This is a genomic window from Saccharopolyspora antiqui (assembly GCF_052246905.1).
Classification (GTDB): domain Bacteria; phylum Actinomycetota; class Actinomycetes; order Mycobacteriales; family Pseudonocardiaceae; genus Saccharopolyspora.
The window spans coordinates 146,891-171,087 of the sequence record NZ_JBQQBO010000003.1; the positions used below are offsets into that span (position 1 = coordinate 146,891).

General features: G+C 70.8%; 19 protein-coding genes. 12 read left to right on the forward strand and 7 right to left on the reverse strand.

Annotated features, from left to right (window positions below; genetic code table 11):
* The first annotated feature begins 96 nt into the window (after nucleotides 1-96).
* The 6 genes from ACTWQN_RS07680 (at nucleotide 97) to ACTWQN_RS07705 (ending at nucleotide 4,646) form a co-directional block, all read left to right on the forward strand.
* The gene (locus ACTWQN_RS07680) at nucleotides 97-666 is read left to right on the forward strand and encodes a DUF4333 domain-containing protein (RefSeq protein ID WP_443202636.1); all 570 of its coding nucleotides are present in this window, start codon (nucleotides 97-99) and stop codon (nucleotides 664-666) included.
* A gap of 43 nt (nucleotides 667-709) precedes the next feature.
* Nucleotides 710-1,279 carry a GNAT family N-acetyltransferase gene (locus ACTWQN_RS07685; RefSeq protein ID WP_443202637.1) on the forward strand — a complete coding sequence of 190 codons (570 nt, stop codon included), beginning with the start codon at nucleotides 710-712 and terminating at the stop codon, nucleotides 1,277-1,279.
* On the forward strand, nucleotides 1,221-1,910 hold the full coding sequence (locus ACTWQN_RS07690) for a GNAT family N-acetyltransferase (protein ID WP_443202638.1): 690 nt from the start codon (nucleotides 1,221-1,223) through the stop codon (nucleotides 1,908-1,910). Before ACTWQN_RS07685 ends, ACTWQN_RS07690 begins: the two co-directional genes overlap by 59 nt.
* A gap of 65 nt (nucleotides 1,911-1,975) precedes the next feature.
* On the forward strand, nucleotides 1,976-2,563 hold the full coding sequence (locus ACTWQN_RS07695) for a TetR/AcrR family transcriptional regulator (protein WP_443202639.1): 588 nt from the start codon (nucleotides 1,976-1,978) through the stop codon (nucleotides 2,561-2,563).
* The gene (locus ACTWQN_RS07700; protein ID WP_443202640.1) at nucleotides 2,563-3,222 is read left to right on the forward strand and encodes an MBL fold metallo-hydrolase; all 660 of its coding nucleotides are present in this window, start codon (nucleotides 2,563-2,565) and stop codon (nucleotides 3,220-3,222) included. The genes ACTWQN_RS07695 and ACTWQN_RS07700 overlap by 1 nt, the downstream gene beginning before the upstream one ends.
* A gap of 197 nt (nucleotides 3,223-3,419) precedes the next feature.
* Nucleotides 3,420-4,646, forward strand: coding sequence for a S8 family peptidase (locus tag ACTWQN_RS07705; RefSeq protein ID WP_443202641.1), 1,227 nt, complete (start codon nucleotides 3,420-3,422; stop codon nucleotides 4,644-4,646).
* 189 nt (nucleotides 4,647-4,835) lie between these two features.
* Here the strand turns inward: ACTWQN_RS07705 and ACTWQN_RS07710 are convergent, their stop codons facing one another.
* Entirely contained in the window at nucleotides 4,836-5,753 is a 918-nt protein-coding gene (locus ACTWQN_RS07710; protein WP_443202857.1) for a 5'-3' exonuclease, read from the reverse strand.
* Nucleotides 5,754-5,870: 117 nt separating this feature from the next.
* Between ACTWQN_RS07710 and ACTWQN_RS07715 the strand changes: the two genes are divergently transcribed.
* The 4 genes from ACTWQN_RS07715 to ACTWQN_RS07730 are packed head-to-tail and all read left to right on the forward strand — an operon-like array spanning nucleotide 5,871 to nucleotide 9,261.
* Nucleotides 5,871-6,419: a helix-turn-helix domain-containing protein gene (locus ACTWQN_RS07715; protein ID WP_443202642.1), complete on the forward strand. Its 549-nt coding sequence runs from the start codon at nucleotides 5,871-5,873 to the stop codon at nucleotides 6,417-6,419.
* A complete protein-coding gene (locus ACTWQN_RS07720) occupies nucleotides 6,416-7,642 on the forward strand; it encodes an MFS transporter (protein WP_443202643.1) in 1,227 nt (408 codons plus the stop codon). Before ACTWQN_RS07715 ends, ACTWQN_RS07720 begins: the two co-directional genes overlap by 4 nt.
* Nucleotides 7,643-7,651: 9 nt before the next feature.
* Nucleotides 7,652-8,794 (forward strand): M24 family metallopeptidase, encoded by a 1,143-nt coding sequence (locus ACTWQN_RS07725; RefSeq protein WP_443202644.1) that lies wholly within the window; start codon nucleotides 7,652-7,654, stop codon nucleotides 8,792-8,794.
* Between the two features lie 26 nt (nucleotides 8,795-8,820).
* Complete coding sequence (locus ACTWQN_RS07730; protein ID WP_443202858.1) at nucleotides 8,821-9,261, forward strand: Lrp/AsnC family transcriptional regulator; 441 nt, start codon at nucleotides 8,821-8,823, stop codon at nucleotides 9,259-9,261.
* Nucleotides 9,262-9,432: 171 nt separating this feature from the next.
* Here the strand turns inward: ACTWQN_RS07730 and ACTWQN_RS07735 are convergent, their stop codons facing one another.
* A complete protein-coding gene (locus ACTWQN_RS07735; protein ID WP_443202645.1) occupies nucleotides 9,433-10,512 on the reverse strand; it encodes a GDSL-type esterase/lipase family protein in 1,080 nt (359 codons plus the stop codon).
* A gap of 122 nt (nucleotides 10,513-10,634) precedes the next feature.
* On the opposite strand from ACTWQN_RS07735, the gene ACTWQN_RS07740 reads away from it, so the two are divergent.
* Nucleotides 10,635-11,192 (forward strand): FxsA family protein, encoded by a 558-nt coding sequence (locus ACTWQN_RS07740; RefSeq protein WP_443202646.1) that lies wholly within the window; start codon nucleotides 10,635-10,637, stop codon nucleotides 11,190-11,192.
* Nucleotides 11,193-11,340: 148 nt separating this feature from the next.
* The gene (locus ACTWQN_RS07745; protein WP_443202647.1) at nucleotides 11,341-12,960 is read left to right on the forward strand and encodes an amidohydrolase; all 1,620 of its coding nucleotides are present in this window, start codon (nucleotides 11,341-11,343) and stop codon (nucleotides 12,958-12,960) included.
* Nucleotides 12,961-13,076: 116 nt separating this feature from the next.
* Here ACTWQN_RS07745 and ACTWQN_RS07750 read toward each other — a convergent pair whose 3' ends face one another.
* The 5 genes from ACTWQN_RS07750 to ACTWQN_RS07770 all read right to left on the reverse strand — a co-directional run bounded on the left by ACTWQN_RS07750 (nucleotide 13,077) and on the right by ACTWQN_RS07770 (nucleotide 24,160).
* A complete protein-coding gene (locus ACTWQN_RS07750; protein ID WP_443202648.1) occupies nucleotides 13,077-14,753 on the reverse strand; it encodes an acetolactate synthase large subunit in 1,677 nt (558 codons plus the stop codon).
* 318 nt (nucleotides 14,754-15,071) lie between these two features.
* Complete coding sequence (locus tag ACTWQN_RS07755; protein WP_443202649.1) at nucleotides 15,072-17,780, reverse strand: family 78 glycoside hydrolase catalytic domain; 2,709 nt, start codon at nucleotides 17,778-17,780, stop codon at nucleotides 15,072-15,074.
* Nucleotides 17,777-19,183 (reverse strand): arabinose isomerase, encoded by a 1,407-nt coding sequence (locus tag ACTWQN_RS07760; protein ID WP_443202650.1) that lies wholly within the window; start codon nucleotides 19,181-19,183, stop codon nucleotides 17,777-17,779. Before ACTWQN_RS07760 ends, ACTWQN_RS07755 begins: the two co-directional genes overlap by 4 nt.
* 136 nt (nucleotides 19,184-19,319) lie before the next feature.
* The gene (locus ACTWQN_RS07765) at nucleotides 19,320-22,874 is read right to left on the reverse strand and encodes a hypothetical protein (RefSeq protein WP_443202651.1); all 3,555 of its coding nucleotides are present in this window, start codon (nucleotides 22,872-22,874) and stop codon (nucleotides 19,320-19,322) included.
* Entirely contained in the window at nucleotides 22,871-24,160 is a 1,290-nt protein-coding gene (locus tag ACTWQN_RS07770) for an MFS transporter (RefSeq protein ID WP_443202652.1), read from the reverse strand. Before ACTWQN_RS07770 ends, ACTWQN_RS07765 begins: the two co-directional genes overlap by 4 nt.
* Between the last annotated feature and the right edge of the window lie 37 nt (nucleotides 24,161-24,197).

A 24,197-nucleotide genomic window follows, 5' to 3' on the forward strand; every position in this document is an offset into this window, starting at 1 on the left:
ACCGCCCGGCCGATTCGGGCGTCCGGTCTGTTGTGGTTGGATCTCCTGGCGTCGGCAACGTCGCGATCGCCAAGTGAACATCCTCCGGAGGTGTAGATGTCGTCCCCCTACGGTCCGCCAGGGGGCCACCCGCAGTGGGGGCAGCAACCCCAGGGCCCTGGGATGCACTCGGGTGGGTTTCCACCGGCCCCGCCGGGCTATCCGCAGCCGGGTGGCTTCGCGCCGCGACGACCACCGCAGCAGCCCTACGGTGGTGGTTACGGCCCGCAGCCGCGCCCGCCGCAGCGCGGCGGCCAGTTCCCGCCCCCGGGTGGCTACGGCCAGTACGGCCCTCCGCCGAAGAAGAAGCGATCGGTGCTGCCGTGGGTGCTCACCGGCTTCGGAGCGTTGCTGGTGATCGCCGTGGTGCTGGTGCTCGGCTTCGTCGCGCCGGGCTGGTTCGTGCGGCCGGTGTTCGACGCCACCAGCGTGGCGAAGGGCGTGGCGCAGACCCTGAAGGGCTCCTACGGGCTCACCGGCGTTGGTGAGGTCAACTGCCCGGCGGGCCAGCCGGTGGCGGCCGCGCACCGCTTCGACTGCCAGGTCAGCATCGATTCGCAGCCCAGGACCGTCACGGTCACGGTCAAGAACGACAGGGGCGTTTACGAGGTCGGCCACCCGAAGTGAAAACCGGTCGACGCGGCCGCGGGTTGTCGGGAAGATCTGGGACGTGACCCAGCACGAGGTGCGTCCGCTGACCGAATCCGAGTTCCGCGAGGCGTACGAGCTGTTCCGGCGTGCGTTGTTGGAGCCGCCGTCGAAGGACGAGGACTGGGCCCGCAACTCCGGCCGGTACGAACCGGGTCGGGTGCTGGGCGCGTTCGTCGACGGCGAGCTCGCCGGAACGGTCATGTCGACGACGAACGTGCTGGCGGTGCCGGGCGGTCGGCGGCTGTCGGCGGGCGCGGTGACCGCGGTCGGCGTTCGAGCCGACCACACCCGTCGCGGCCTGCTCACCGCGCTGATGCGCGCGCAGCTGCATGACGTGGGGCAGCGCGGCGAGCCGCTGGCGATGCTGCACGCGTCCGAAGCGGTGATCTACGAGCGGTTCGGTTACGGCGTGGCCACCAGGGCCCGGAACGTGGAGCTGGCGCGGGTGCGGGCCGCGTTCCGCGCGGACGCGCCGCTCGGTGGCCGGGTGCGGCTGGTGGAGTCGCCGAAGGCGGAGACCGGAGACGATCTTGCCGACGATCTACCGGCGGTGTGCGTTGTCCCGGCCGGGCCGGATCGGCCGGGATGACGCGTGGTGGTCGTCCCGGCTGGCGATGCTCGACAGGGGCTACCTGGTCGCGGTGCACACCGACGACGACGGCGTGGACGACGGTTTCGCCCTGTGCGAGCCGAAGCAGAACGACGGGGTCACCACGCTGCGGGTCTACGACGTGGTGGCGGCCGATACGGTCGCGACGGCGCAGCTGTGGCGCTTCCTGCTCGGCATCGATCTGGTGGACCGGATCGCGGCCTTCGACCGGCCGCTGGACGAACCGCTGGAGTGGTGGCTGACCGACCGCCGCCAGTGCCGGGTGACCGAAGTCGCCGACGATTTGTGGCTGCGGCTGGTGGATGTGCTCGCCGCGCTGCGGGCGCGCACCTACGGTCCCGCCGATCCGGTGGTGATCGAGGTGCGCGACGCGTTCCTGCCGGTCAACAACGGCTGCTACCGGGTCGGTCCCGACGAGGTGCGCCGGTGCCCCGACGAGCCGCAGCTCAGCCTCGACGTCGCCGCTCTCGCCGCGCTGTTCCTCGGTGACCAAGCGGCATCGGCGTTGGTCGCGGCCGGTCGCATCGCGGTGCACGACCCGGCTGCGGTCCCGGCGGCGGACCGGCTGTTCACCACCCTCGAATCCCCGTGGTGCGGCACGGGCTTCTAGCGCCGCGCCGGGAGCAGCCGTCCTGCTCGACCTGTTCTGCGCGCAGCTCGACCTGGTCTCCCACGGTGAGCGAGCGGAATCCCGGTGCGCGGACGAAGCAGCAGATGCTCGACACCGCGATGGAGCTGTTCCGGCGGCAGGGCTACCACGCCACCGGGGTCAACCAGGTGCTGGCGGAGGCCGCCGCACCGCGCGGCTCGCTGTACTTCCACTTCCCGGGTGGCAAGCAGCAACTCGCCGCCGAGGCCGTCGAGGCTTCCGGGCGGCAGGTGCACGACCTGCTGGCGGCGGTGCTGGACGAGGCGGGCGGACCGCGCGAGGCGGTCACGGCGGTCGTGGCGTTGTTCGGTAAGGCGCTGGAGGATTCGGATTTCCGCAGCGGATGCCCGGTGGCCACCGTCGCGCTGGAGGCGAGCGCGGACAGCCCGCAGGTCCGGTCGGCGTGCGACGGCGCGTACGGCTCGTGGCTGGCGCGCCTGAGCGCGAGGTTCGTGGGCTGGGGGATCCCGGCGGCCCGGTCGGGCGAGCTCGCCGTGATCGCGCTGTCGATGCTGGAAGGTGCGTTGTTGCTCTGCAAGGTGCAGCGAGACCTGACGCCCTTGCGGACCGTCGGCGATCAGCTGGTCGAACTGCTCACCCGGAAGGAACTCTGATGCGGGTCCACCACCTGAACTGCGGCACGACCCGTCCGGTGCTGGACGTGGCGGAAACCGCTGTGGCGCAGGTGAAACGCCTCGGCTACCGCACCGAGGACGTGCGGCACATCGTGCTGACCTACCTGGACCGCGATCACGCGGGCGGCCTGCCGGACTTCCCGCAGGCGCGGGTCCACGTGCACGACGTGGAATACCAGGCGATGCTGCACGGCCCGGAGCGGGTGCGCTACCTCGGCCACCAGTGGCAGCACGGTCCACAGTGGAGCATCCACAGCAGTGTCGACGGGGAGCGCTGGTTCGGGTTCGAGGCGGTGCGCGACCTGCCCGGCCTGCCACCGGAGATCCTGCTCGTCCCGCTGCCCGGCCACACCCGCGGGCACACCGGGGTGGCTGTCCGGGGATCGGACGGTCGTTGGTTGTTGCACGCCGGTGACGCGTACTTCTTCCACGGCGAGATGGCGCAGCGGTCGCACTGCCCGCCGGGGCTGCGGCTGTTCCAGAACCACGTGCAGGTCGAGGGTGCGTCGCGGCGGCGCAACCAGCAGCGGCTGCGCGATCTCGGCACCGCGCATCAGGGTCAGGTTCAGGTGTTCTGCGCGCACGACCCGGTCGAGTTGGACCGCTACCGCGCTTCCGAATCCACAGTGGACTTCTGAGTGTCGCTGCTGCGCCGAATGGTGCCTGTTCCGATGGGCCCTTCGGGGTAAATACCGAGTGGTGGCACGGCCATTCGGTGCGATCTTCGCCCGCTGTCTTCCCTTTGATCGTCGCGCTGCTTTTACTACGTCGGACCACGGCCGTGGGGTGCCCACGCCGGATGGAGTCGTCCAGCCACGGCTCACCTGGAGGCCCGATGAGAAGAAGCGTTGGAATCGCGATCGCCGCGTTCGCCTTGGTGGCCGCGAGCGCGTCGCCGGCTCAGGCGGAACTCGGCAGCGGTGCGGTCGGTCGCTACATCGTCGTCCTCAAGGACGGGACCGATTCGAACCTGCTGGCCCGATTGCACACCAGTGAACTCGGTGTTGCGGTTGGGCACATCTACCGCTCGGCGCTGAGCGGCTATTCCGCCACCATGACCGAAGCCACCAAGAACCGGATCGCCCGCGATCCGGCGGTCGCCTGGGTCCAGCCCGACCGGGTTTACCGCACCACCGCGCAGACCACGCCCACCGGGGTGGACCGCGCGGACGCCGACCTCAGCGGCACGGCCAACATCGACGGCGTCGACGAGCGCACCGACGTGGACGTCGCGGTGATCGACACCGGTGTCGATCTCGATCACCCGGACCTCAACGTCTACCGGGAGGGCGCCCAGAACTGCTCGCTGCTGGGCCTGAACCCCGACGACCGCAACGGGCACGGCTCCCACGTGGCGGGCACCATCGGGGCGCTGGACGACGACAACGGCGTGGTCGGTGTCGCGCCGGGTGCGCGGATCTGGCCGGTGAAGGTGCTGAACGACGCGGGCATGGGCAGCACGGCGGACGTGGTGTGCGGGATCGACTACGTCGCCGCGCACGCCGACGAGATCGAGGTGGCCAACATGAGCCTCGGCGGTGCCGGGGTCGACGACGGCAACTGCGGCGCGACCGAAGGCGACATCGAGCACGAGGCCATCTGCCGGGCCGTCGCGGCCGGGGTGACGTTCGTGGTGGCCGCCGGGAACGACGCGGCCGACGCCAAGGATTCGGTCCCGGCCGCCTACGACGAGGTGATCACGGTCAGCGCGCTGGCCGACTTCAACGGGCAACCCGGTGGCGGCGCGGCCGCGACCTGCCGGGAGGACGAGGACGACACCTTCGCCGACTTCTCCAACTTCGGCGCCGACGTCGACATCATCGCGCCGGGTGTGTGCATCTACTCGACGTGGATGAACGGCGGCTACAACACGATTTCCGGCACCTCGATGGCCAGTCCGCACGTGGCCGGTGCGGCGGCGCTGTTCAAGGCGAACAACCCGACCGCCACGCCGGAACAGGTCAAGCAGGCCCTCCAGCAGGCGGGCACCCTCGACTGGACCTGGCCGTCCCAAGACAGCGACCAAACCCAGGAAAACCTCCTGAACGTCGCCGACTTCTAGCGGTAGTGATTGGAGTGAAGGGCACCTTTGACCGGCTATGTCGGTCAAAGGTGCCCTTCACCTGTTCAACGATCGAGCAGTGCGCCGAGGGGGCGCGGCGCCTGAATCGCTTGCGCCGCCCCGAATTCGACGAGGTGTTCCCGGGGCTTCGCCGAGGTCGGGAGTGCGTGAGGGGCTCCGGCTCGGGGCTCAGGACGTCAGGGCGGTGATCAGGCGGTCGATGCTGGCTCCCAGGCCCCAGGTCCGCTGGAGGGCCACCAGGCGTTCGGTGTCTACAGTGGACCGCGGGATCTGATCCGGGCGGTCCAGGACCACCGGGGCGTCGCGGGCGACCTGGACCACCGATGGGGCGGCGGCCAGGTAGTCGGCGGCTTCGGCGAGCTTGCCCCGAATCCGCGGGGTCAGGCTGGAATCACCGGCTGCGGCGGCGGCCAGCAGCGCTTCGAGGGAACCGAACTGGGTGATCAGCTTCGCGGCCGTCTTCTCGCCGATGCCCGCCACCCCGGGCAGCCCGTCCGACGGATCGCCGCGCAGCACGGCCATGTCCGCGTAGTCGTCGCCGGCCCGGTCGGCCGTCAGGGCGTACTTCTCGGCGAGTTCGGCCGGGCCGTAGTCCTGCGCCTTGGCCAGTCCGGCGCCGATGTAGATCACCCGAACCGGGGTGGGTTGGGTGCGCACCAACTGGAACAGGTCGCGGTCGCCGGTGACGACCTCCACCGCGTCGCGGTCCTCGCGGTCGGCCAGCGCGCCGATCACGTCGTCGGCCTCGAAGCCCTCCGCTTCGGCGGTGGCCACGCCCGCCGCGTCGAGCACTTCGAGGATCACCGGGATCTGCGGGGACAGCGTGTCCGGCACCTCCTCCGCGGCGGGATCGTCGGCGGCGACGCGGTGCGCCTTGTAGGACGGCAGCGCGTCGACCCGGAACTGCGGGCGCCAGTCGTTGTCCAGGCAGGCCACCAGCCGCGACGGGCGGCGGTCGCCGATCAGCTTGGCGAGCATGTCGCAGAACCCGCGCACCGAGTTCACCGGCGTGCCGTCCGGGGCGGTCAGCGAGTCGGGCAGGGCGTAGTACGAGCGGAACCACAACCCGGCCGAGTCGACGAGCATCAGGGGGCCAGTCACAGTGCGCCAGCTTGTCACGTCACCCCGACACGTGCGTGCCGGGCCTGGAGCAACCACCAAGAAGTCTTCGCAGAGAGTTCTTGGTGGTTCTATGCTCGCCGCATGGACCGGATGCTGGACGCGAAGAGCCTGCGCGGATTGGCGCATCCGCTGCGGGTGCGGTTGTTGGGGATGCTGCGCAGCGACGGGCCCGCCACGGCCACCCAGTTGGCCGAGCGGGTGGGGGAGCGCAGCGGCACCACCAGCTGGCACCTCAGGCAGCTCGCCGAGCACGGTTTCGTCGAAGAGGACACCGAGCGGGGCAACCGGCGGGAGCGCTGGTGGCGCGCGGTGCACGAGCACACCGTGCTGGACACCGACGAACTCGCCCAGCACCCCGACTTGCGCGGTGCGCTGGAGGTGTACCTGCACGAGGTCGTCACGACGCACTACCACGAGAGCGCGGCGTTCCTGGCCGAGCGACAGCGGTGGTCGCGGGCCTGGATCAGGGCATCGTCCATGTCGGACACGCTGCTTTCGCTGACCCCGCAAGAACTTTCCGAGCTGACCCGGCGGTTCCACGATCTGCTCGACGAATACCGCCGACCTGCCCAGGACGGTGACGAGCAGGTCAGCGTGCAGTTCCACGCCTTTCCGCGGTCGCGCCCGTGACGACGCGGCGCGCTCCGATCGTCCTGCTGTGGTTGTCGACCGGTGTGTCGGTGTTGGCGACCGTGGTGGCGCTGCTGGTGATCCCGTGGTTCGTCCTGGCGCTCACCGGGAGCGCCTCGACGGTGGGTGCGGTCGCGGCGACGGAGCTGGTCGGACTGGTGGCGTTGGCGGCCGTGGGCGGTCCGCTGGTGGATCGGTTGGGTACCCGCCGCAGTGCCGTGGGTTCCGATCTCGCGGCCGCCGCGGTGGTGGCCGCGATCCCGCTGCTGCACGCCACATCCGGGCTGGCGATGTGGCAGCTGTTCGTGCTCGCCGCTTTGCTCGGGGCCAGCCGGGCACCCGGGCAGACCGCTCGCCGGGCGGTGGTTCCAGAGCTCATCACCATGGCCGGAATGCCGCTGGAGCGCGGCTCGGCGGGCATCGACGCGGCCACCCGGGCAGCGCAGCTGTTCGGTGCACCGCTGGGCGGTGCGGCCCTGGTGTTCGTCGCCGAGCCCACCGTGTTGGCTTGGACCGCAGCGGTTTTCGCGCTCGCCGCCGGTTTGGTCGCGGTCGCCGTGCCCAGCACGCCCGCCAAGCGGCCCAACACCGGTTATCTCGACGATCTGCGCGACGGCGCTCGCGCGCTGCTGGCGGACCGGCTGTTGGTGCTGATCGTGCTGATGGTGCTGTTGATCAACACCCTGGACCTGGCCGCGATCAGCGTGCTGCAACCGGTCTACGCCGCCGAGGTGCTGGGCAGCCCGGTGGCGCTCGGCGCCATCACGGGAGTCACCGCCGGTGCCGCGCTGCTTGGCAACCTCGGTTACACGTGGCTGGGCCCTCGGCTGCCCCGACGACTCGTCCTGGTCACCGCGATCGCGATCTCGGGAGCGCCGCGATACGCGGTCCTGGCGCTCGAACCGGGTCTGCCCGCCGTGCTGGTCGCCGTCGGGATCGCGGGACTTGCCTCCGGAGCGATCAATCCGATCCTGGCGGTGGTCTGCTACGAGCGCGTCGAACCGGCCATGCGCGGTCGGGTGCTCGGGCTGACCGCCGCGGTCGCGTTCGCCGGTGCTCCGGTCGGTGCGCTGGTCGGTGGGTTGCTGGTGGACGGTATTGGGCTGCGCAGCGCGCTTTGGTCGGTCGCCGCGGTCTACCTGCTGGTGGCGGCTTGGTTGGTGGCGTCCCGGGTGTGGCGGGGCGTGGACCGTGCGGGCGTCGGGGCGCTGCGGCGGCATTAGGCTGGGGCCATGGCCACCGTCTCGATGAAGCAGGACCCATCCGTGCTCGCCGCTCGCCTGACTCGGGCCGCCGAAACGGCTGCCGCGGCCGACCTCGACGCGTTGTTGATCTCGCCGGGTTCCGACCTGCGCTACCTCCTCGGCGCCGCCAAGGAATCGCACGAGCGGCTGACCTGCCTGGTGCTGCCGACCGGTGGTCGGCCCGCGCTGGTGGTGCCGAAGCTGGAGGAGCCCGGCTTCGCCGACGTGCCGCTCGCCGAACTCGGCATCGACGTCGTGACCTGGGTGGACGGCCAGGATCCGCACGCCGTGGTCGCCGACCTGGCCAGTCGCGCTGGCGCACCGGCCCGGGTGGCCGTCGCCGACGTGATGCCCGCGCTGCACACCATCCCGCTGCGCGGCGCCCTGTCCGATGCCGAGCAGGTGCTGGCCGGGGACGTGCTGCGGGAGTTGCGGATGCGCAAGGACGCCGCCGAGGTCGAGGCGCTGCGCAAGGCCGGGGCGGCCATCGACCGGGTGCACGCCCGGATGGCCGAGTTCCTCAAACCGGGCCGGACCGAGGCCGAGGTCGGCGCCGACATCAGCGCCGCGATCCTGGAAGAGGGCCACACCGAGGCGGCGTTCGTCATCGTCGGATCGGGCCCCAACGGCGCCAGCCCGCACCACGCGCTGTCGGACCGGGTGGTCGAGCGCGGCGACATCGTCGTCATCGACATCGGCGGCCCGATCGCGGAGGGCTACAACTCCGACTGCACCCGCACCTACGCCGTCGGCGAGCCCGCCCAGTCGGACGTCCGCGAGACCTACGCCGTGTTGCAGGCCGCCCAGCGCGCCGCGGTCGAGGCGGTGCGACCGGGTGCGACCGCCGAGTCGATCGACGCCGCCGCGCGGGAGCCGATCGCCGCCGCCGGATTCGGCGAGTTCTTCGTGCACCGCACCGGGCACGGCATCGGACTCGACGTGCACGAGGAGCCCTACATCGTCGGCGGGAACGCGCTCGTGCTGGAGCCGGGCATGGCCTTCAGCGTCGAGCCGGGTATCTACCAGCCGGGGCGTTGGGGGGCTCGGATCGAGGACATCGTCGTCGTCACCGACGACGGCGTGCAGCGCGTGAACGACCAGCCGCACGAGTTGGTGGTGCTGCCGGCGTGAGCGACAGGTCCGCACCGCCCGCCGTGCTGGAGGCCACCGACCGGGCGATTCTGCGCGAGTTGGCCAGCGATGGCCGGTGCAGCTTCACCGACCTGGCCGAGCGCGTCGGGTTGAGCGTTTCCGCGGTGCACCAGCGGGTTCGGCGGCTGGAGCAGCGCGGCGCCCTGCAGGGTTATGCGGCCAAAGTGGACGGTGATCAGATCGGCCTGCCGCTGACCGCGTTCATCTCGCTGACCCCGATCGATCCGGCCGCACCGGACGACTACCCGCAGCGGCTGGAGCACCTGCCGCAGATCGAATCGTGCTACTCGGTGGCGGGCGACGAGTCCTACATCCTGCAGGTGCGGGTCGCCTCACCGCTGGGTTTGGAGGAGCTGCTGCGCCAGATCCGCGAAGCCGCCAAGGTGTCGACCCGCACCACGGTCGTGCTCTCCACCCCCTTCGAAAACCGCCCCCCGTCGATCTGAGCCCCCATCCGCGACGTTCGGGTGAATGGTGAAGGGCACCTTTTACCAACTATGTTGGCGAAAGGTGCCCTTCACCTCGCCCTGATCGTGTGAGTGCGGGACCTGCCTCGGCCGAGCGGTGGCGGGGATTCAACGGGGCAGATCGGCGGCGGGTGCTGGTTGGTGGAGCAGTCAGGGGTGGGGTTGTAGGGCGGCGATGTGGTCGGGGACGGCGTGCAGGTTGCCGCGTTCGTCGGCGAGGCACACCGCTTTTGGTTCGGTACCGGCCACGAACTCGCTCAGGCAGCGGCCGAGCTGGGCGTGACCAGCGGCGTTGGAGTGGAAGGACTCCTGCATCGCGTGCGGGGCGCGGCGCTCGTCCCGGAGGCTCTCCCAGTCGACGGTCAGCCTGGTGAACCACTCGCCGTCGGCCGTCTTCGGATCCCCGGTGCACGCCTCGTGGCCCGAACCCGCCCGGGACAGGTCCAGGAACCGCGCATCGGCCTGCCGAGCCACATCCCGCAACCCGGCGGACAGCTGCGGGACACCGGTATCCCGGATCCACGCCAGGTCACCGGTCAGGAACGGGCACCCGGAGAGGTCCTGCAGCTCGGGCCGCACACCGGGCCCGACCGGCGAGGCGTAGGACTGCACGATCAGCGAATAGCTGCTCGGGGTGTAGCCCGCGCTGTCCATGGCCGCTCGGATGTCGTGCAGCGCGGCGAGCACCTTCGGTTTCATCCGGTCGATCCGCTGCGGCCACGTGGTGCGCAGCTGTCCGGCGCAACCGTCCGCCGCCTGCCGCACCCAGGCCTCGACGCACTGGTTGACCACATCGGTGAAGCCCGGTTCGTCGTTCGCGCCGACCTGCACCACGACGTTGGTGATGCGGAAGCGCTGCGCCAGCGCGCCCAGCTGCTGCGCCTGGGAACCCTCGGCGGTGCCGGGTTCCGGGTCGGCGCCGACCAGGTCGGTCTTCGCGCCGGAACAGGCCAGGTTGATGCGGGTCACCCCGGGCGGCAGCCGCAGCTGGTTGACCGCCGCGGCGGGCGAGCGGTGGCACCAGTTGTCACCTTCGCCGTTGGTCCCGGCCACGTAGTTGCCGCCGCCCTCACCGGACAACGTGCTGTCGCCGAGCGTCACCACCGCGGCCGGGAGCTGCTTGGGCTGCAACGGCAACCCCGGCAAGTACTGGTCGCTGATCAGCAGCGCGAGCGCCAGCACGCTGCCGATCAGCAGCAGGATGAGTGATTTCGACTTGTGCGCCCGCATCACGTGGAAGTCTATGGGGCCCGTACCCGACGACGTTCATCACCTCGATGGCCTGCCGGGAGCATTTGTCGGGCCTGGTTCGTTGGACCGGGTGACTGCCATTGACAGGAGGTCTCCGCGCCGTGCCGATCCTCGTTCTGCTTCTCGTCGCCGGTGTGGTCGAAATCGCCGTGCTCGTCGCCCTCGGCCAGCTGATCGGCGTGCTGCCCACCATCGGCCTGCTGCTGGCCGCCGCGGTGCTGGGCAGCTGGCTGCTGCGCCGGGAAGGCCGCCGAGCGCTGCGCGAGTTCCGCGAGGCCGCCCGCGAGCGGCGGCCACCGGAGCGCGAGCTCACCGACGGTGTGCTCATCGCCGCCGGAGGCCTTCTGATCATCCTGCCCGGTTTCATCAGCGACGTCTGCGGGCTGCTGTGCCTGTTGCCGCCGACCCGCGCCCTGCTGCGCAAGCGGCTGATGCGCGCGGCGCAGCGGCGGTCGAAGGAGATGCAGGACCAGGTGTGGCTGCACGCCCAGCGGGCCCGCCGCGAGCAGGGCTCGGCAGGCCCGGGCAGCGACGTCATCGACGGCGAGGTGGTTTCGGTCACCGACGACGACGAGCACACCCCGGACAGCGGTCCGCAACAGCTCCCGCCGCAGCGGTCTGCGCAGGCAGAACGGTCGGACGAGCAGCCGCGCAGGTGATCGGGTCGGCGTCGCGTCGGGGTCCGAGGGGCGACCGGTAAGCTCGCCAGAACGATCGCGGCCGGGTTCGCTCGTGGAGTCGTGCGCCGACCCGTCGGCCGACGTCGACCTGCGCAGTTGGAAACCCGGAACAGGGAACACTAAGGACATGTCCGAGACCACGTTGTTGCTCGGCGGACGAATTCATTCGCCCGCCGACGCGGGAGCCACCGCGATGGCCGTCACCGATGGCATCATCGCGTGGCTCGGCGGCGACGAGGTCGGCCGTGCGCTGCATCCCGATGCCGAGGTCATCGACCTCGGAGGCGCGTTCGTGGCGCCTGCTTTCGTCGACGCGCACGTGCACGCGACCTCGACTGGTTTGCTGCTCAACGGCCTCGACCTGACCGGTTGCGCGTCGCTCACGGAATTCCTGCACGCGCTGCGGGATCACGTGGCGGAATACCCGGGCGCACTGGTGTGGGGCCACGGATGGGACGAGACGTGGTGGCCGGAACGGCGGCCCCCGACCCGTGACGAGATCGACCGCGCCGCGGCGGGCGCCGCGGTGTACCTGTCCCGGATCGACGTGCATTCCGCGCTGGTGTCCACGGCCCTGGTGGATCGCGCACCGCTGGCCCGCAGTGCGGAGGGTTGGAGCGAGGACGGCCCGCTGACGCGCGCGGCGCACCACCACGTGCGCCGCGCCGCGCGCGAATCCCTCGGTGCCGGGCAGCGCAAAGACGCGCAGCTGGCGTTCCTGCGGCATGCCGCTTCGCGGGGCGTGGCGTGCGTGCACGAGTGCGCTGGGCCGGACATCTCGGGTGCCGATGATCTGGTGGATCTGCTCGCGATTTCGGCGCGCGGCGGGGTGCCGGAGGTCGTCGGCTACTGGGGTGAGCTCGGTGCGGTGGACCGCGCCAGGGAGCTCGGGGCCCGCGGACTGGCCGGAGACCTCTTCGTCGACGGTGCGGTCGGTTCGCGCACCGCGGCGCTGCGCGAGCCCTACGCGGACGACCGGACGACGGCGGGGGTGCTCTACCTCGACGCGCATGCGGTGGCCGAGCACCTGGTGGAATGCACGCGCGCCGGTTTGCAGGCCGGATTCCACGTGATCGGCGACGCGGGGGTGGCCGAGGTCTGCGACGGTTTCCGCAAAGCCGCCGAGATCGTCGGTGTGCCGGAGCTGGCGAGCATGCGCCACCGGCTCGAACACCTGGAGATGGTCGACGAGCAGCAGGCCGCTGAACTCGGCAAGTTCGGCGTGGTGGCGTCCGTCCAGCCGACCTTCGACGCGACCTGGGGTGGTTCGGAGGACATGTACGCGCGGCGCCTCGGCGTCGAACGCGGCACCCAGCTCAACCCGTTCTCGAAGCTGGCGGCGAGCGGCGTGCTGCTGGCGTTCGGTTCGGACGCCCCGGTGACGCCGGTCGAGCCGTGGAGCGCGGTGCAGGCCGCCGTCCACCACCGCACCAGCGGTTTCGGTGTTTCGCCGCGCGCCGCGTTCACCGCGCACACGCGTGGCGGCTGGCGGGCGGCCGGGGTCGACGACGGTGTCACGGGCATGCTCGTGCCCGGCGCGCCCGCGACCTACGCCGTGTGGGACGCCGGAGAACTCGTTGTGGCAGCACCGGATTCGCGGGTGCAGCGGTGGTCCACCGACCCGCGGGCCGGAGTGCCGGGGCTGCCGGACCTCTCCCCGCAGGCCCCGCAACCGCGCTGCCTGCGCACCGTCCTGCGCGGCCAAACCCTCTACACCCGCTCCCAAGACGACGACGAAATCGTCTGACAGACAAGGTGAAGGGCACCTTTGACCGGCCTAGTCGGTCAAAGGTGCCCTTCACTCTCCGCCCGAACGGGGGGGCGGCGTCGCTCGTGAGGGAGAACGGGTTCGCAGGCGGGTGTTCAGAGTGTTGTGTCTAGGTCGCCGAGGCGTTGGGTGAGGCGGAGGTTCTCGCTGTAGTCGACCGGGCAGGCGATGATCGAGACTCCTGGGTCGTCCAGTGCGGTGCGCAGGGTCGGCAGCAGCTCCGCCGCGTTGGAGATCCGGTATCCCTTGGCGCCGAAGCTTGCCGCGTAACCGACGATGTCCGGGTTGGTGAACGAGGTGGCGGCGTGCTCGCCGACTTCGAGGTCCATCTTCCACTCGATGAGCCCGTAACCGTTGTCCTCCCAGATCAGCACGGTGAGCGGGAGCTGTTCGCGGACCGCGGTTTCGATCTCCTGGGAGTGCATGAGGAAGGAACCGTCGCCGACCGCGGCCAGCACCTTGACCTCCGGTTTGGCCAGCGCGACGGCCAACGCACCGGGCAGCGCGAAGCCCATTGTGGACAGACCGTTGGAGATCAGGCAGCTGTTCGGCGTGTACGTCGGGTATAGCCGCGCCATCCACATCTTCAGCGCACCGGTGTCGACCAGCACGATGTCGTCCCTGCCGAGGGCGGCGCGGGTGTCAGCGACGATTCGCTGCGGCGCCAGCGGATATCGGTCGTCCGTGCGCCCGCGCTCCAACTCGTCGTGCACCATTTCGCGGTACAGCGCTTTGGGCGGTTCGTGGTGTTGGTCGGCGACCGCGGCCGACAGCGCGTCCAGGGACGCGGAGATGTCGCCGATGATGCCGACGTCGATCGAGTAGTGGGCGTCGACCTCCGCCGGGAACCGGTGCACGTGGATGATCTTCTTGTCGCCGCGCGGATTGATCCGCGCCGGGTCGAACTCCTGCAGTTCGTAACCGACCGCGATGATCAGGTCGGCTTGGTCGAAGCCGAAGTTGGTGTAGTCGCGGCGCATGAAGCCGATCGAACCCATCGAGTTGGGGTGGTCGTCGGCGATGACGCCCTTGCCGTGGAAGGTGGTGGCGACCGACAGTCCCAGGGCAGTGGCGAACTCGGCGAGCGACTTCTCGGCCCCGTTGCGGGCGGCGCCGTGACCGGCGAGCACGATGGGGCTGCTGGCACCGCGCAGCAGCGCGGCGGCCCGCGCGATCTGGCCCGGAGCGGGTGCCTCGGCGCGCACCACGTTGCGGGGCAGTGGGTGCAGCGCGGCTTCGGCCTTGGCGGCGTCGATGTCCTCGGGCACCGCCAGGTACACCGCGCCGGGCCGTTCGGTCTCCGCGGTCTTGAAGGCGCGGCGCACCATTTCGGGGATCGCCTTGGCGCTGGGCACGCTGCCCGACCACTTTGTGATCGGGGCGAACATGTTGACCAGGTCGACGAACTGGTGGGATTCCTTGTAGTTGCGGTCCTGGCCGACCTGCGCGGACAGCGCGACCAGCGGTGTGCTGTTGGTCATCGCGTCGGCGACGCCCAGTTGCAGGTTGATCGCCCCCGGGCCGAGGGTGGCCGACACGACCCCGGCCGATCCGGTGACCCGGCCGTACATCTCCGCCATGAACGATGCGGCCTGCTCGTGCCTGGTCAGCACGTAGCGGATGTCGGAGCGGGCCAGGGCCACGGTCAGGCGGATGTTCTCCTCACCTGGAATGCCGAAGACGACGCGGACGCCTTCGTTCTCCAAGCAGCGGAGGAGCAGTTCCGCCGCGGTCTGCTCATCTGGGCTCTGCTGGTCGTCGACGCCACTCATGCTTACCGCCCCCTTCTGGTGCTCGACTCCACCGTAGTTGCGGCAGCGGCGCATGGTGCTGGCCCGTAGGTCCCGACTTTCGGCCCGACCCTCGGTGGGGCTCTGGAGCGCCGCCACGCCCCCGCTGTGGGTGACGGCGAGCACGTCGCGCCTACGGTCGGTGACCGGTGAGCGCAGCCCCGCGGGGCTGGCGGGCGGCGATCTTTCCGGCGCGGTCACGGCCTGCTCGCCGCAGTGGCGGCGCTGGTGGCCAGCGCCGCGCTCTGCTCCGCCCCGAACTTCCGAACGCGACGGCCGACCGACGCGGATTTCGCCGCGTCAGCGGAGCAGTTCGGCGACGGCGCGGCGGATCTTCGGGCCCTCGGGGTTTTCGCGGGCGAGGAACACCGGCAGTTCGGTTGGCGGGAAGTCCAGGTAGGGCGCCGACTTTCGGGCGATGTCGGCCGGGTCTTCGCCGAGACCGTGCTCGATGAGCAGGGCCACCGTTTCGGACCACAGGTTCGGCAGGTCCATCAGTTCGCGCACGGTCGAAACCGGGCCCGGCGCATCGGTGCACGGGTCGGCCACCGTCCAGGAGTGCTGGCCGTGCCCGACGGTGACGGTCTCGGCGCCGGGGAGGTGGACGGTGGCGCGGGTGCCGACCGGGATCACCACGTCGAGCGTGAACCGACCGCCGTCCCGGCGCCACGTCACCGACGCTTCGCCGTAGGGCGTGTGGTGCCGGGCCGAGGCGTGGGTGAGCGCGGCGTGCGGCTGCGGCCGGACGGTTATCTCGCGGAATCCGGGTTCGGCCGGGGCGAGACCGGCGACGGTGCGGTGCATCCAGTCGGCGACCGCGCCGAGGGCGTAGTGGTTGAACGAGGTCATCTCGCCGGGATTGATGGAGCCGTCGGGGAGCATGCTGTCCCAGCGCTCCCAGACGGTGGTGGCGCCCATCGTGACCGGGTAGAGCCAGGACGGGCAGCCCTTTTCCAGCAGCAGCCGGTAGGCGAGGTCGAGGTGCCCGGTGGCGGTGAGGGCGTCGGCGATCAGCGGCGTGCCGACGAAGCCGGTGCTGATGCGGAATCCGTTGGCCCGCACCAGATCGGCGAGCCGCTGCCCGGCCTGCCGGCGTTGCGCGGCGGTGGGCAGCAGCGCCCATTGGATGGCCAGCGCGTAGCCGGTGGGTGCGTCGGAGAGGACGCGGCCGGAGCTGGTGACGTAGTGGCGGGCGAACGCCTCGCGGGTTCGGGTGGCCAGCGCCGCGTAGTGCTCGGCGTCGCGGCCCAGCACCCGCGCGGCGTCGGCGACGATCTCCGCCGAGCGCACCAGGTGCGCCGTGGCGACGACGTCCGGGTCGGCCTTGGCGGCGAAGGGGTTGTCGGGCGGCGCGGTGGGGTCGAGCCAGTCACCGAACTGGAATCCGCCGCGCCACACGCCGTCGGTGGTCAGGGAAGCGATCTTGTCGACCCAGGCGCGCATGCTGTCGAACTGGCGCGCCAGGACCTGCGGATCGCCGTAGCGCTGGTAGAGCACCCACGGCACCACGGCCGCCGCGTCGCCCCAGGCGGCGGCGGTCGGGGTTTCGGTGTGCAGCACGTCGGGGATCACCCACGGCACCGAGCCGTCCGAGTGCTGGTCGGCGGCGAGGTCGGCGAGCCAGGAGGACAGGAATCCGGCGGTGTCGAACAGGAAGCTCGCGGTGGGGGAGAAGACCTGGATGTCGCCGGTCCAGCCGAGCCGCTCGTCGCGCTGGGGGCAGTCGGTGGGCACGTCGAGGAAGTTGCCGCGCATGCCCCAGACGACGTTGCGGTGGAACTGCTCCAGATCCGGGTCGGAGCAGCTGAACCAGCCGGTGCGGCGCAGATCGGTGCCCACCACCACGGCTTCGAGGTCTTCGGCGCGGACCTCGGCTCCGGTGATCTCGGCGTAGCGGAAGCCGTGGAAGGTCAGGCTGGGCTCCAGCACCGCAGCGCCCGCATCGGCGAGGAGGTAGCTGTCGGTGGCCTTCGCGCTGCGCAGCGGGCGCACCCCGAGTTCGCCGTCCTCCAGCACTTCGGCGTGGCGCACGGTGACTTCCCGCGCGTCGCGCACCCGCAGCCGAACCCAACCGACGACGTTCTGCCCGAAGTCCACCAGGGTCCGCCCGGACGGCGACTGCCACACCCGCACCGCGGGCAGCACCTCGGTGACCCGCACCGGCGGCCCCTCGGGCGCGACCAGCCCGGTCGGCTCGACATCGAGCACCTCAACGGCGTCCACTGTGGACTCGGTGGGGCGGAGGTCGGTGCGCTGTCCGTCGTAGAGGTCGTCTTCGAGGATGCCGCTGCTGGTCGCCGACCACTGCTCGTCGGTGCCGATGACCTCGACCGATCCGTCGTCGTAGGTCACTTCGAGCTGGGCCAGCAGGGCGAGCCGGTCGCCGTAGAGCGCGCGTTGGCCGTACCAGGCGAGCCGACCGCCGTACCAGCCGTTGCCGAGCAGCACTTCCAGGCTGTTCGCCCCCTCCCGCAGCAGCGCGGTGACGTCGTGCGTCTGGTAGCGCAGCCGGTGCTGGTAGCTGGTCCACCCCGGTGCCAGCACCTCGTCGCCGACCCGGTTGCCGTTGATCGTCGCGACGTAGACGCCGTGCGCGGTGGCGTACAGCCGCGCGGCGGCGATGCCGGATCGCAGCGTCGCGGTGCGGGTCAGGATCGGCGCCGGGCCGCCGATGGTGCGCGGGCTGATGAACCGGGCCGACCAGTCCCTGGCGGACAGCAGACCCGTCTCCGCAGTGGACGGTTCGCTCCAGTCGGACCACTGCTCGCCGCTGGCCACCCGGACCCGCACGTTCGCGCTGGTCCGCGAGGGCAGCGGTTCGAACGGCCACGGCACCAGCACCTGCTCCGCGGATTCGACCCGCGCGGTCGTGCCGTCGAGTTCCAGCTCGTAGGCGGTCTGGGACCAGTCCGGATCGCCGGTGACCACCTGCCACGACAACCGCGGCGTCGCGGTCCCGATACCCAGCGCGCAATCCCGGTGCTCGAAACGAACAGGGCTGACGATCAACGGATCTGCTCCTTCGCAACGGTGACCATTTCCAAACCGCACAGCTCGGCGACCGACTGCAATTCGGCTCGCCGGTGGCCGGTGCCCAGCGCCCAGTGGTGGCCGATCCCCGACACGCTCCACGCGTCGGTCCACTCGCCGGGATGGCAGCCGAAATCCACTCGGGAGGTGGTGTTGCCGATCTGCAGCAGCGGTCCGGCCACCACGGCGCCCTCGGAGGCCACGAAGCGCAACGATCCGTCCCGGTCCTGCCCGAGGCCGAAGGCGGTGACCGGGCCGTGCCTGACGTCGAATTCCACCGACACGCCCCAACCGCGTTTGCCGTGGTATGTGCCGAGTCCGCGCAGGACCGGCCTGCCGTCGCTGATGGCAAGGTGCGCGGGTCCGTCGTGCCCCATCTCCACCACGTCGTCCCGGAAGTTCAACGCCTGCAACTCGGTGAACGAACCGCCCGCCCCGAGCCGGTCCAGGATCAGCATGGCCAGCGACGTGCGCAACTCGTACTCCCCGGCGGCCGGAATCCCGCGAGCGGTGAGCAGCGACGCGCCGAGGACCAGCCCGGCGCCCAGCCGTTCGTGCGTCTCCCCGTCCAGGCCGCGGTGGTAGTAGGCCAGGCTGTCCAGCTCGAAGTCCTCGACGAGCCGGTCCAGGGCGACCGAAACCCGGGCGGCCCAGCGCAGATCCTCCTCGACCACGCTGGAATCCACGGTGAACACCTCGCGGGTGTGCGCGATCCGCTCGTCGGTCGCGGCGTCGCCGACCTTCTCCACCCGCACCCGCAGGTCGTCGATCTCCAGCACCTCGACGTGCCCGCCGAACTGGGACGGCACCAGCGTCAGGTCGGTGGAGACGTCGAGCATCCCCGGGTACAGGTGGCCCAGCAAACCGTGCCGACCGTGCCGCAGTGCGGCGCGCACCCCGGCGGCCCGCACCCACCGCGCGATCTTCTCCCAAGCGGCCGGTTCGTCGAGATAGCCGCTGACGCAACGGGTTTCGACGCCGCAGCGGCGGAAGGCGTTCACCATCTCCGGCAGCGGGCAGGCCCCGCAGTAGGCCAGCCAGGCGCCCGTGTCGAAGTTGGCGTGGTCCATGGCCTCGGTGGGTTGCAGGTTCAGCAGCAGCACCGGCGCGCCGCTGCGCTGCGCGATCGGCACCAGCATGCTGGAGGTCATGTAGGTGGTCAGGAAGGCGACGATGATGTCGCACCCGGCGACCCGCAGCTGCTCGGCGGCGCGGGCGCCTTCCTGGGCGTCGGAGATGAACCCGACGTCGACCACCTCGCAGTCCAGTCCGCGCATCCGCGTCGAGACCTGCTCGGCGGACTTCTTGAGCTGCGGCAACAGGTCCGGGAACTGCGGCCAGTAAGCGCCCAGTCCACCCGCGACCAGACCCACCTTGGTCATCGCTTTCCGCCTCTCCGCATTTCACAGTTGTGGTCGCGCCCAGCCCGATCTCGGCGTTTCATGGTTTCTTGTGGCTGGTTCGCGTCACGTTCCCCTGAGGTGCGGTTCGGGACGACTGAGGTTGACACAGAGGGTGTCATCGGACCTCCTGGTGTTCGATCAGCCGCACCGGACCGAACAGGCCGGTGCGGACCTGTCCGGCGCCCACGGCGGTGGTCGGCGACGCGTCGTCGAGGTACCCGGCGAGGGTTCCGCGGACGATGAGTTCGAGCTCGTTCTCGCCCGGCCGCAGTGCGTCGGTGATCTCGGTGCGCCACGGCCCCCAGACGAGTTGGTCGACCAACCGTCCGTTGACCAGCACATCAGCCGTGCCGCGCACCGCACCCAGGTCGAGCACGACCCGGCCTGGCGGCGCCGGGAAGGTCGTGCGGTAGCGGACCTGCCCACCGAGCGCACGCAGGCCGAGCTCTTCCCAGCTGAGCAGATCCGTCTCGGTTTCGGCTACCTCGACCTCGATCGCGGTGTCGAGCAGGGCGCCACCGCGCCGCCCGTCCACCGCGCTCACCCGCAACCGGATCGGCGTTCCCGCCGCGAGGGGTTCGGGCAGCTTCACGTGCTGGTCGATCGGCTGGTATTCGGCGTCGCCGATGCACACCACGACATCCAGGTCGGTGGGGATCCGCAGCGCCGTGGTGCCCAGCGGGGCGGGAAACCGCAGCCATTCGGTGCGCTGCCCGCCGGGCGCCAGGTCGGGGATGACCGGCACGACGGTGTCGCCCGGTGCCGCGGCGGGTTCGAGCCAGTGCGCGCCGGGCAGCGGGTGCGGGCGGGCGCGGGCGCAGTGGAAACGCGGGTCGCGCTGGTGGTTCCGGCGCAGCCGCCCCCAACCGGGTCCGCTGCGCAGCCCGAGCCCGTCGACCGCGACGGCACCGTCCGCGCCGAGCCGCAGCGTGATGGTGTTCTCGCCGACCCGCAGGACCTCGCCGAGGTCGTAGGGGTGCACGCGGATCTCCCGAAATGCCGGGTACGGGTTGAAATCGCCCTGCCTGCCGACCTCGACGCCGTTGACGAGCACGGTGCACGCGCCCTCGCTGGCCACCTGGACTGCCGCGTCCGCTGGCACTTCGTCGAGCCGGAACCGGTGCGTGATCTGCTCACCGACCAGCCATTCGGGCCTGCGGTAGGCGTCGGGATCGGTGACCACCGCGAACGAAGCGCGCAGCGGACCGTCTTCTTCGGCGGTGAACTCGATCTCCAGCGAGACGGTCCGGCCGCGCGGCAGCGGGCTGAAGGACTGGTATCCCGCGCCGTCCACCGGCGTTTCGGCGCCGTCGACCAGGACCCGGCGAGCGGCGCCCGAACCCACCGCCAACCACAGCCCGGTGCGGTCCGGCAGCGCCAGGTGGGTGCGCACCGCGACCCGACCGCCCGCCGGGACGTGGCGCCAGTCGAGGAATTCCTCGGGCACGTAGCCCTTGGGACCGAGGGTCTGGTTGTGCACCGGGTCGTTGCGGATTCCCCGGGACAGCGACCACTCCGCCGGGCGCCAGTCGCCGCCGGTGTCGCGGACCTCGGCGAACGGACCGTAGCTCGCGGTGACCGCGCCGCTGGCGTGCTCGAAGCGCCACACCTCGATGGGCAGCGCACCGTCCCGCTCGACAGCCGCGAGATCACCATGCTGGTTGTCCAAAGTGGACTCCGCGACCGCTGTCCATGGGCCTTCGACGGCGGTCGCGCGCGCTGCTGCGCCCAGTGGCTCGGTGGTGGCTTCGGGCAGGTCGTCGCCGAGCACGACGAGCGAGATCGGCCCGTCGGTGAAGGGCACCTCCAGGAACCCGTCGTCGGTCACCGCCAGCTCGGTGCGCCGACCGGTGCGGGGATCCCACCGCTGGGCGCGCAGCGGCAGGCCGTCGATCCGGACCCGGGCGACCCGATCCGCGGGCGGGACGAACTCGTAGCCGTCCTCCCGCAGCTGCCGCCAGTACTCGTCCCACGGGAATCCCGAGCTGTACCAGTCCTTTTCCTCGATCTTGACGATCGGCGCCTTCGTCCCGCTGCGGTCGTCGTGCGCGGTGAGCAGCAGGACGTAGCTGTCGCCGCAACGCCGCAGCAGGAACGGCGCGTCGGCGCGCACCGGCCCCGCCGGGAGCACACCAGGCACGTCCGCCGGGCTCGCCACCTGGATCGCGCCGTCGACCGGCGCGGTGCCCACGCACACCACGGTGCCGCCCGCCCGCGCGAACTCCGCCAGCCTGCTCGCGGCGGCCGGGTGCAGCAGCTCGACCTCGGGAAGGATCACGGTGCGGTACGTCTCATCGCCGATGCGGAGTCCGTTGTGGACGATCACCGCGTTGGCGATGGTGTTCTCGTCGAGGGTGTCGTGGTCGATCCCGGCCCGCTCCAGGACGCCGCGCTGCTCGGCGAACCAGGCGCTCACGCCGTTCAGCTCGTGGTAGCAGGCGGTGGCGCGTTCGGCCGGTGGCAGCGGGCCGTCGAGGGTCAGGTACGCCTGCGCGGTCGTGGTCGGGGAGAGCAGCACGGTGTCGCAGACGTGGGTTCCGGCGCTGAGCACCGAGCACAGCCGGGTCACCGCGGTGGCGAACTGGTGGTAGGCGGGCCAGTACGGCTGCCGCCAGCAGGTCGACGGCGGCGCCCACTCCCACCAGCCGCCCACCGTCGAGTAGTAGACCGCGTGCGGGTCGTAGAGGTTCGCGCCGCGGCGCAGGAACGGCGCGAGCCAGTCGTAGGTCTCCTCCAGCGAGCCGCCCCAGCCGGAGGAGTGGAAGGCCTCGATCCAGGTGCGCGGTCGACCGTGGGCGTGCGCCAGCGAGCTGTGGACCTTCGCGTCGCCCCAGTGGTCGCTGCCCGGCGCGCCGTAGCCGCGATGGGTGCCCAGGTAGTCGCCGTAGACCTGCACACCGCCGACCGGGTCGCCTTCGCGGGCCGGGGACGGCTGGTCGAAACCGCAGATCAGACCGCGCTCGGCGAACCAGGCGTCCAGCGGGTCGAAGAACGCCCGCCGCGCCAGGCGGGCCCGGTGCTCGTGGTAGTCCCGGCGAATCCGCGCCGACTCGGGATCGGCGCCTTCGAACAGCGCCGGGAGCACGAGTTCGTAGCCGTAGTGCGCGGCGAAGGTTTCCGCGAAGTCCCGGCCCCAGGTCGGCATCGCGGGCAGTTCGTCCTGGAAGAAACCCGGGATGACGCTGCCGAACCACCGGCCCACGTGCCGCTGCAACGTGCCGTGCACCTGGTCGAGCAGCGCCGCGCACGCCTCGACGCCGAAGTAGTCGAATCCGCTGATCCGCGGCTCGATCCGGTCCCCGTCGCGGTGCAGCGCCAGGCCCGCGAACTCCGGGTTGGCGGCGATGAGGCGGCCTTGGAAGTTCGCCCCGGAGAAGCCGATCTGGTCGTACATCCACAGGTGGAAGCCGAGTTCTGCGGCGTCCTCGCACGCCCCGTCCAACAGCTCGATCCACTGTGGACTGAGAAAGGGCGGGTCGTCGGCGAGCGAGCCGAACATCGGGCCGGTGGGCGCCAGGCACATCACCACGGCCTGCCGGACGCCCTGCGACACCAGCTGCCGCATCTGCCAGCGCAACCGCTGCCGCGTGACCCTCGCCCCGCTCCACCACCAGATCGGCAGCGGGCTGTACTCGGGGCGAGGATCGGTGAACCGTTCGAGCAGGGTCATGCGAGCACGCGTTCCGCTTCGATCTGCTCCAGCGACTTGCCGGAGGTGTTGGGCATGAAGAAGAAGCCGACCACCCCGCTGATCAGCAGGAACAGCGCCAGCAGCGCGGCAACCGGGCCGATGCCGACACCCGCGAGCGCGGGCACGAAGAAGCTCCAGATGCCGAGAAAGGTCCGGGCGACGGCGAAGGTCAAGCCCTGCGCGGTGCCGCGCAGCATGGTCGGGAAGAGCTCCTGGCTGAAGATCTTGTAGAACGCCTCACCGGCGAACGCACCGCCCACCCCGAACAGCACGATGTTGACGATGATCACCGGCACCGTGAACGGGAATACCAGGTAGGCCACGAAGGCGAGGACCTGCATCACCGCGCCGACGCCCCACATCGCCTTGCGGGTCAGGTGCGAGCGGTCGACCAACCGCATGACCACCAGCCCGGCCAGGATGCCGAGCAGGAAACCCGCGCAGGACAGCGCCACGCTGGCCGCCTGGCTGCCCGCGTTGAGCGTCCTGATGATGTATGGGGTGAAGATCCCGTTGGTGCCCGCGGCGATGTTCCAGAACAGGTAGAAGGTTCCGGTCCACACCAGGGCCTTCAGGTTCGAGCCGCGGAACAGGGCGCCGAGCTTGTGCTTGGCCGAAGTGTCCGATGTGGACGCCGTCTGCCAGCGCGCCGATTCGGACAGCCCCTGGCGCAGCGCCCAGGTCACGATGGCGACCACGAACAGGTGCAGGAAGACGATCCGGATCCCGATCAGATCGAGCGCGGACAGCGCCAGGGCGAGCAGCAGCACGACCACCGGCCCGAGGTTCCAGGCTATCTGGGTGAACGAGACGAGCTTGCCGCGCGCCTTCGACGGGGAGAACTCGCCGACCAGGGCCAGCGAGGTGGGCACGTCCGCGCCGACCGCGAGACCCACGATGAAGGTGCCGATGAACAGCATCGGCGTGTTGAAGGCCAACGCGATGCACAGGATGCCCGCCGCGTACACCAGCAGGTCGTACTTGTAGATCCGCTTGCGGCCCAGCTTGTCACCGAGCCGTCCGCCGACGAACGCACCGATCGCGCAGCCGATGGCGTTCGGGCCGATCGCGGCGAGCGCACCGACCGCGCCGTCGGAAAGGCCGAGGGAGGATTGGAAGAGGGAGAGTCCGGCGCCGAGCGCGACGATCGAACCGGCATCCAGGTAGGAAGCCATCCCGGCCAGGATGGACCACTTCCACTGCTGACGAGTGACGGTGCCGCCGTCCTCGGTTGCGCTTAGGCCGACCGCGTCCTGAGAGGTCATTTGCGGGGTCTCCTAGTCCACGTTGACGTAGGTCACC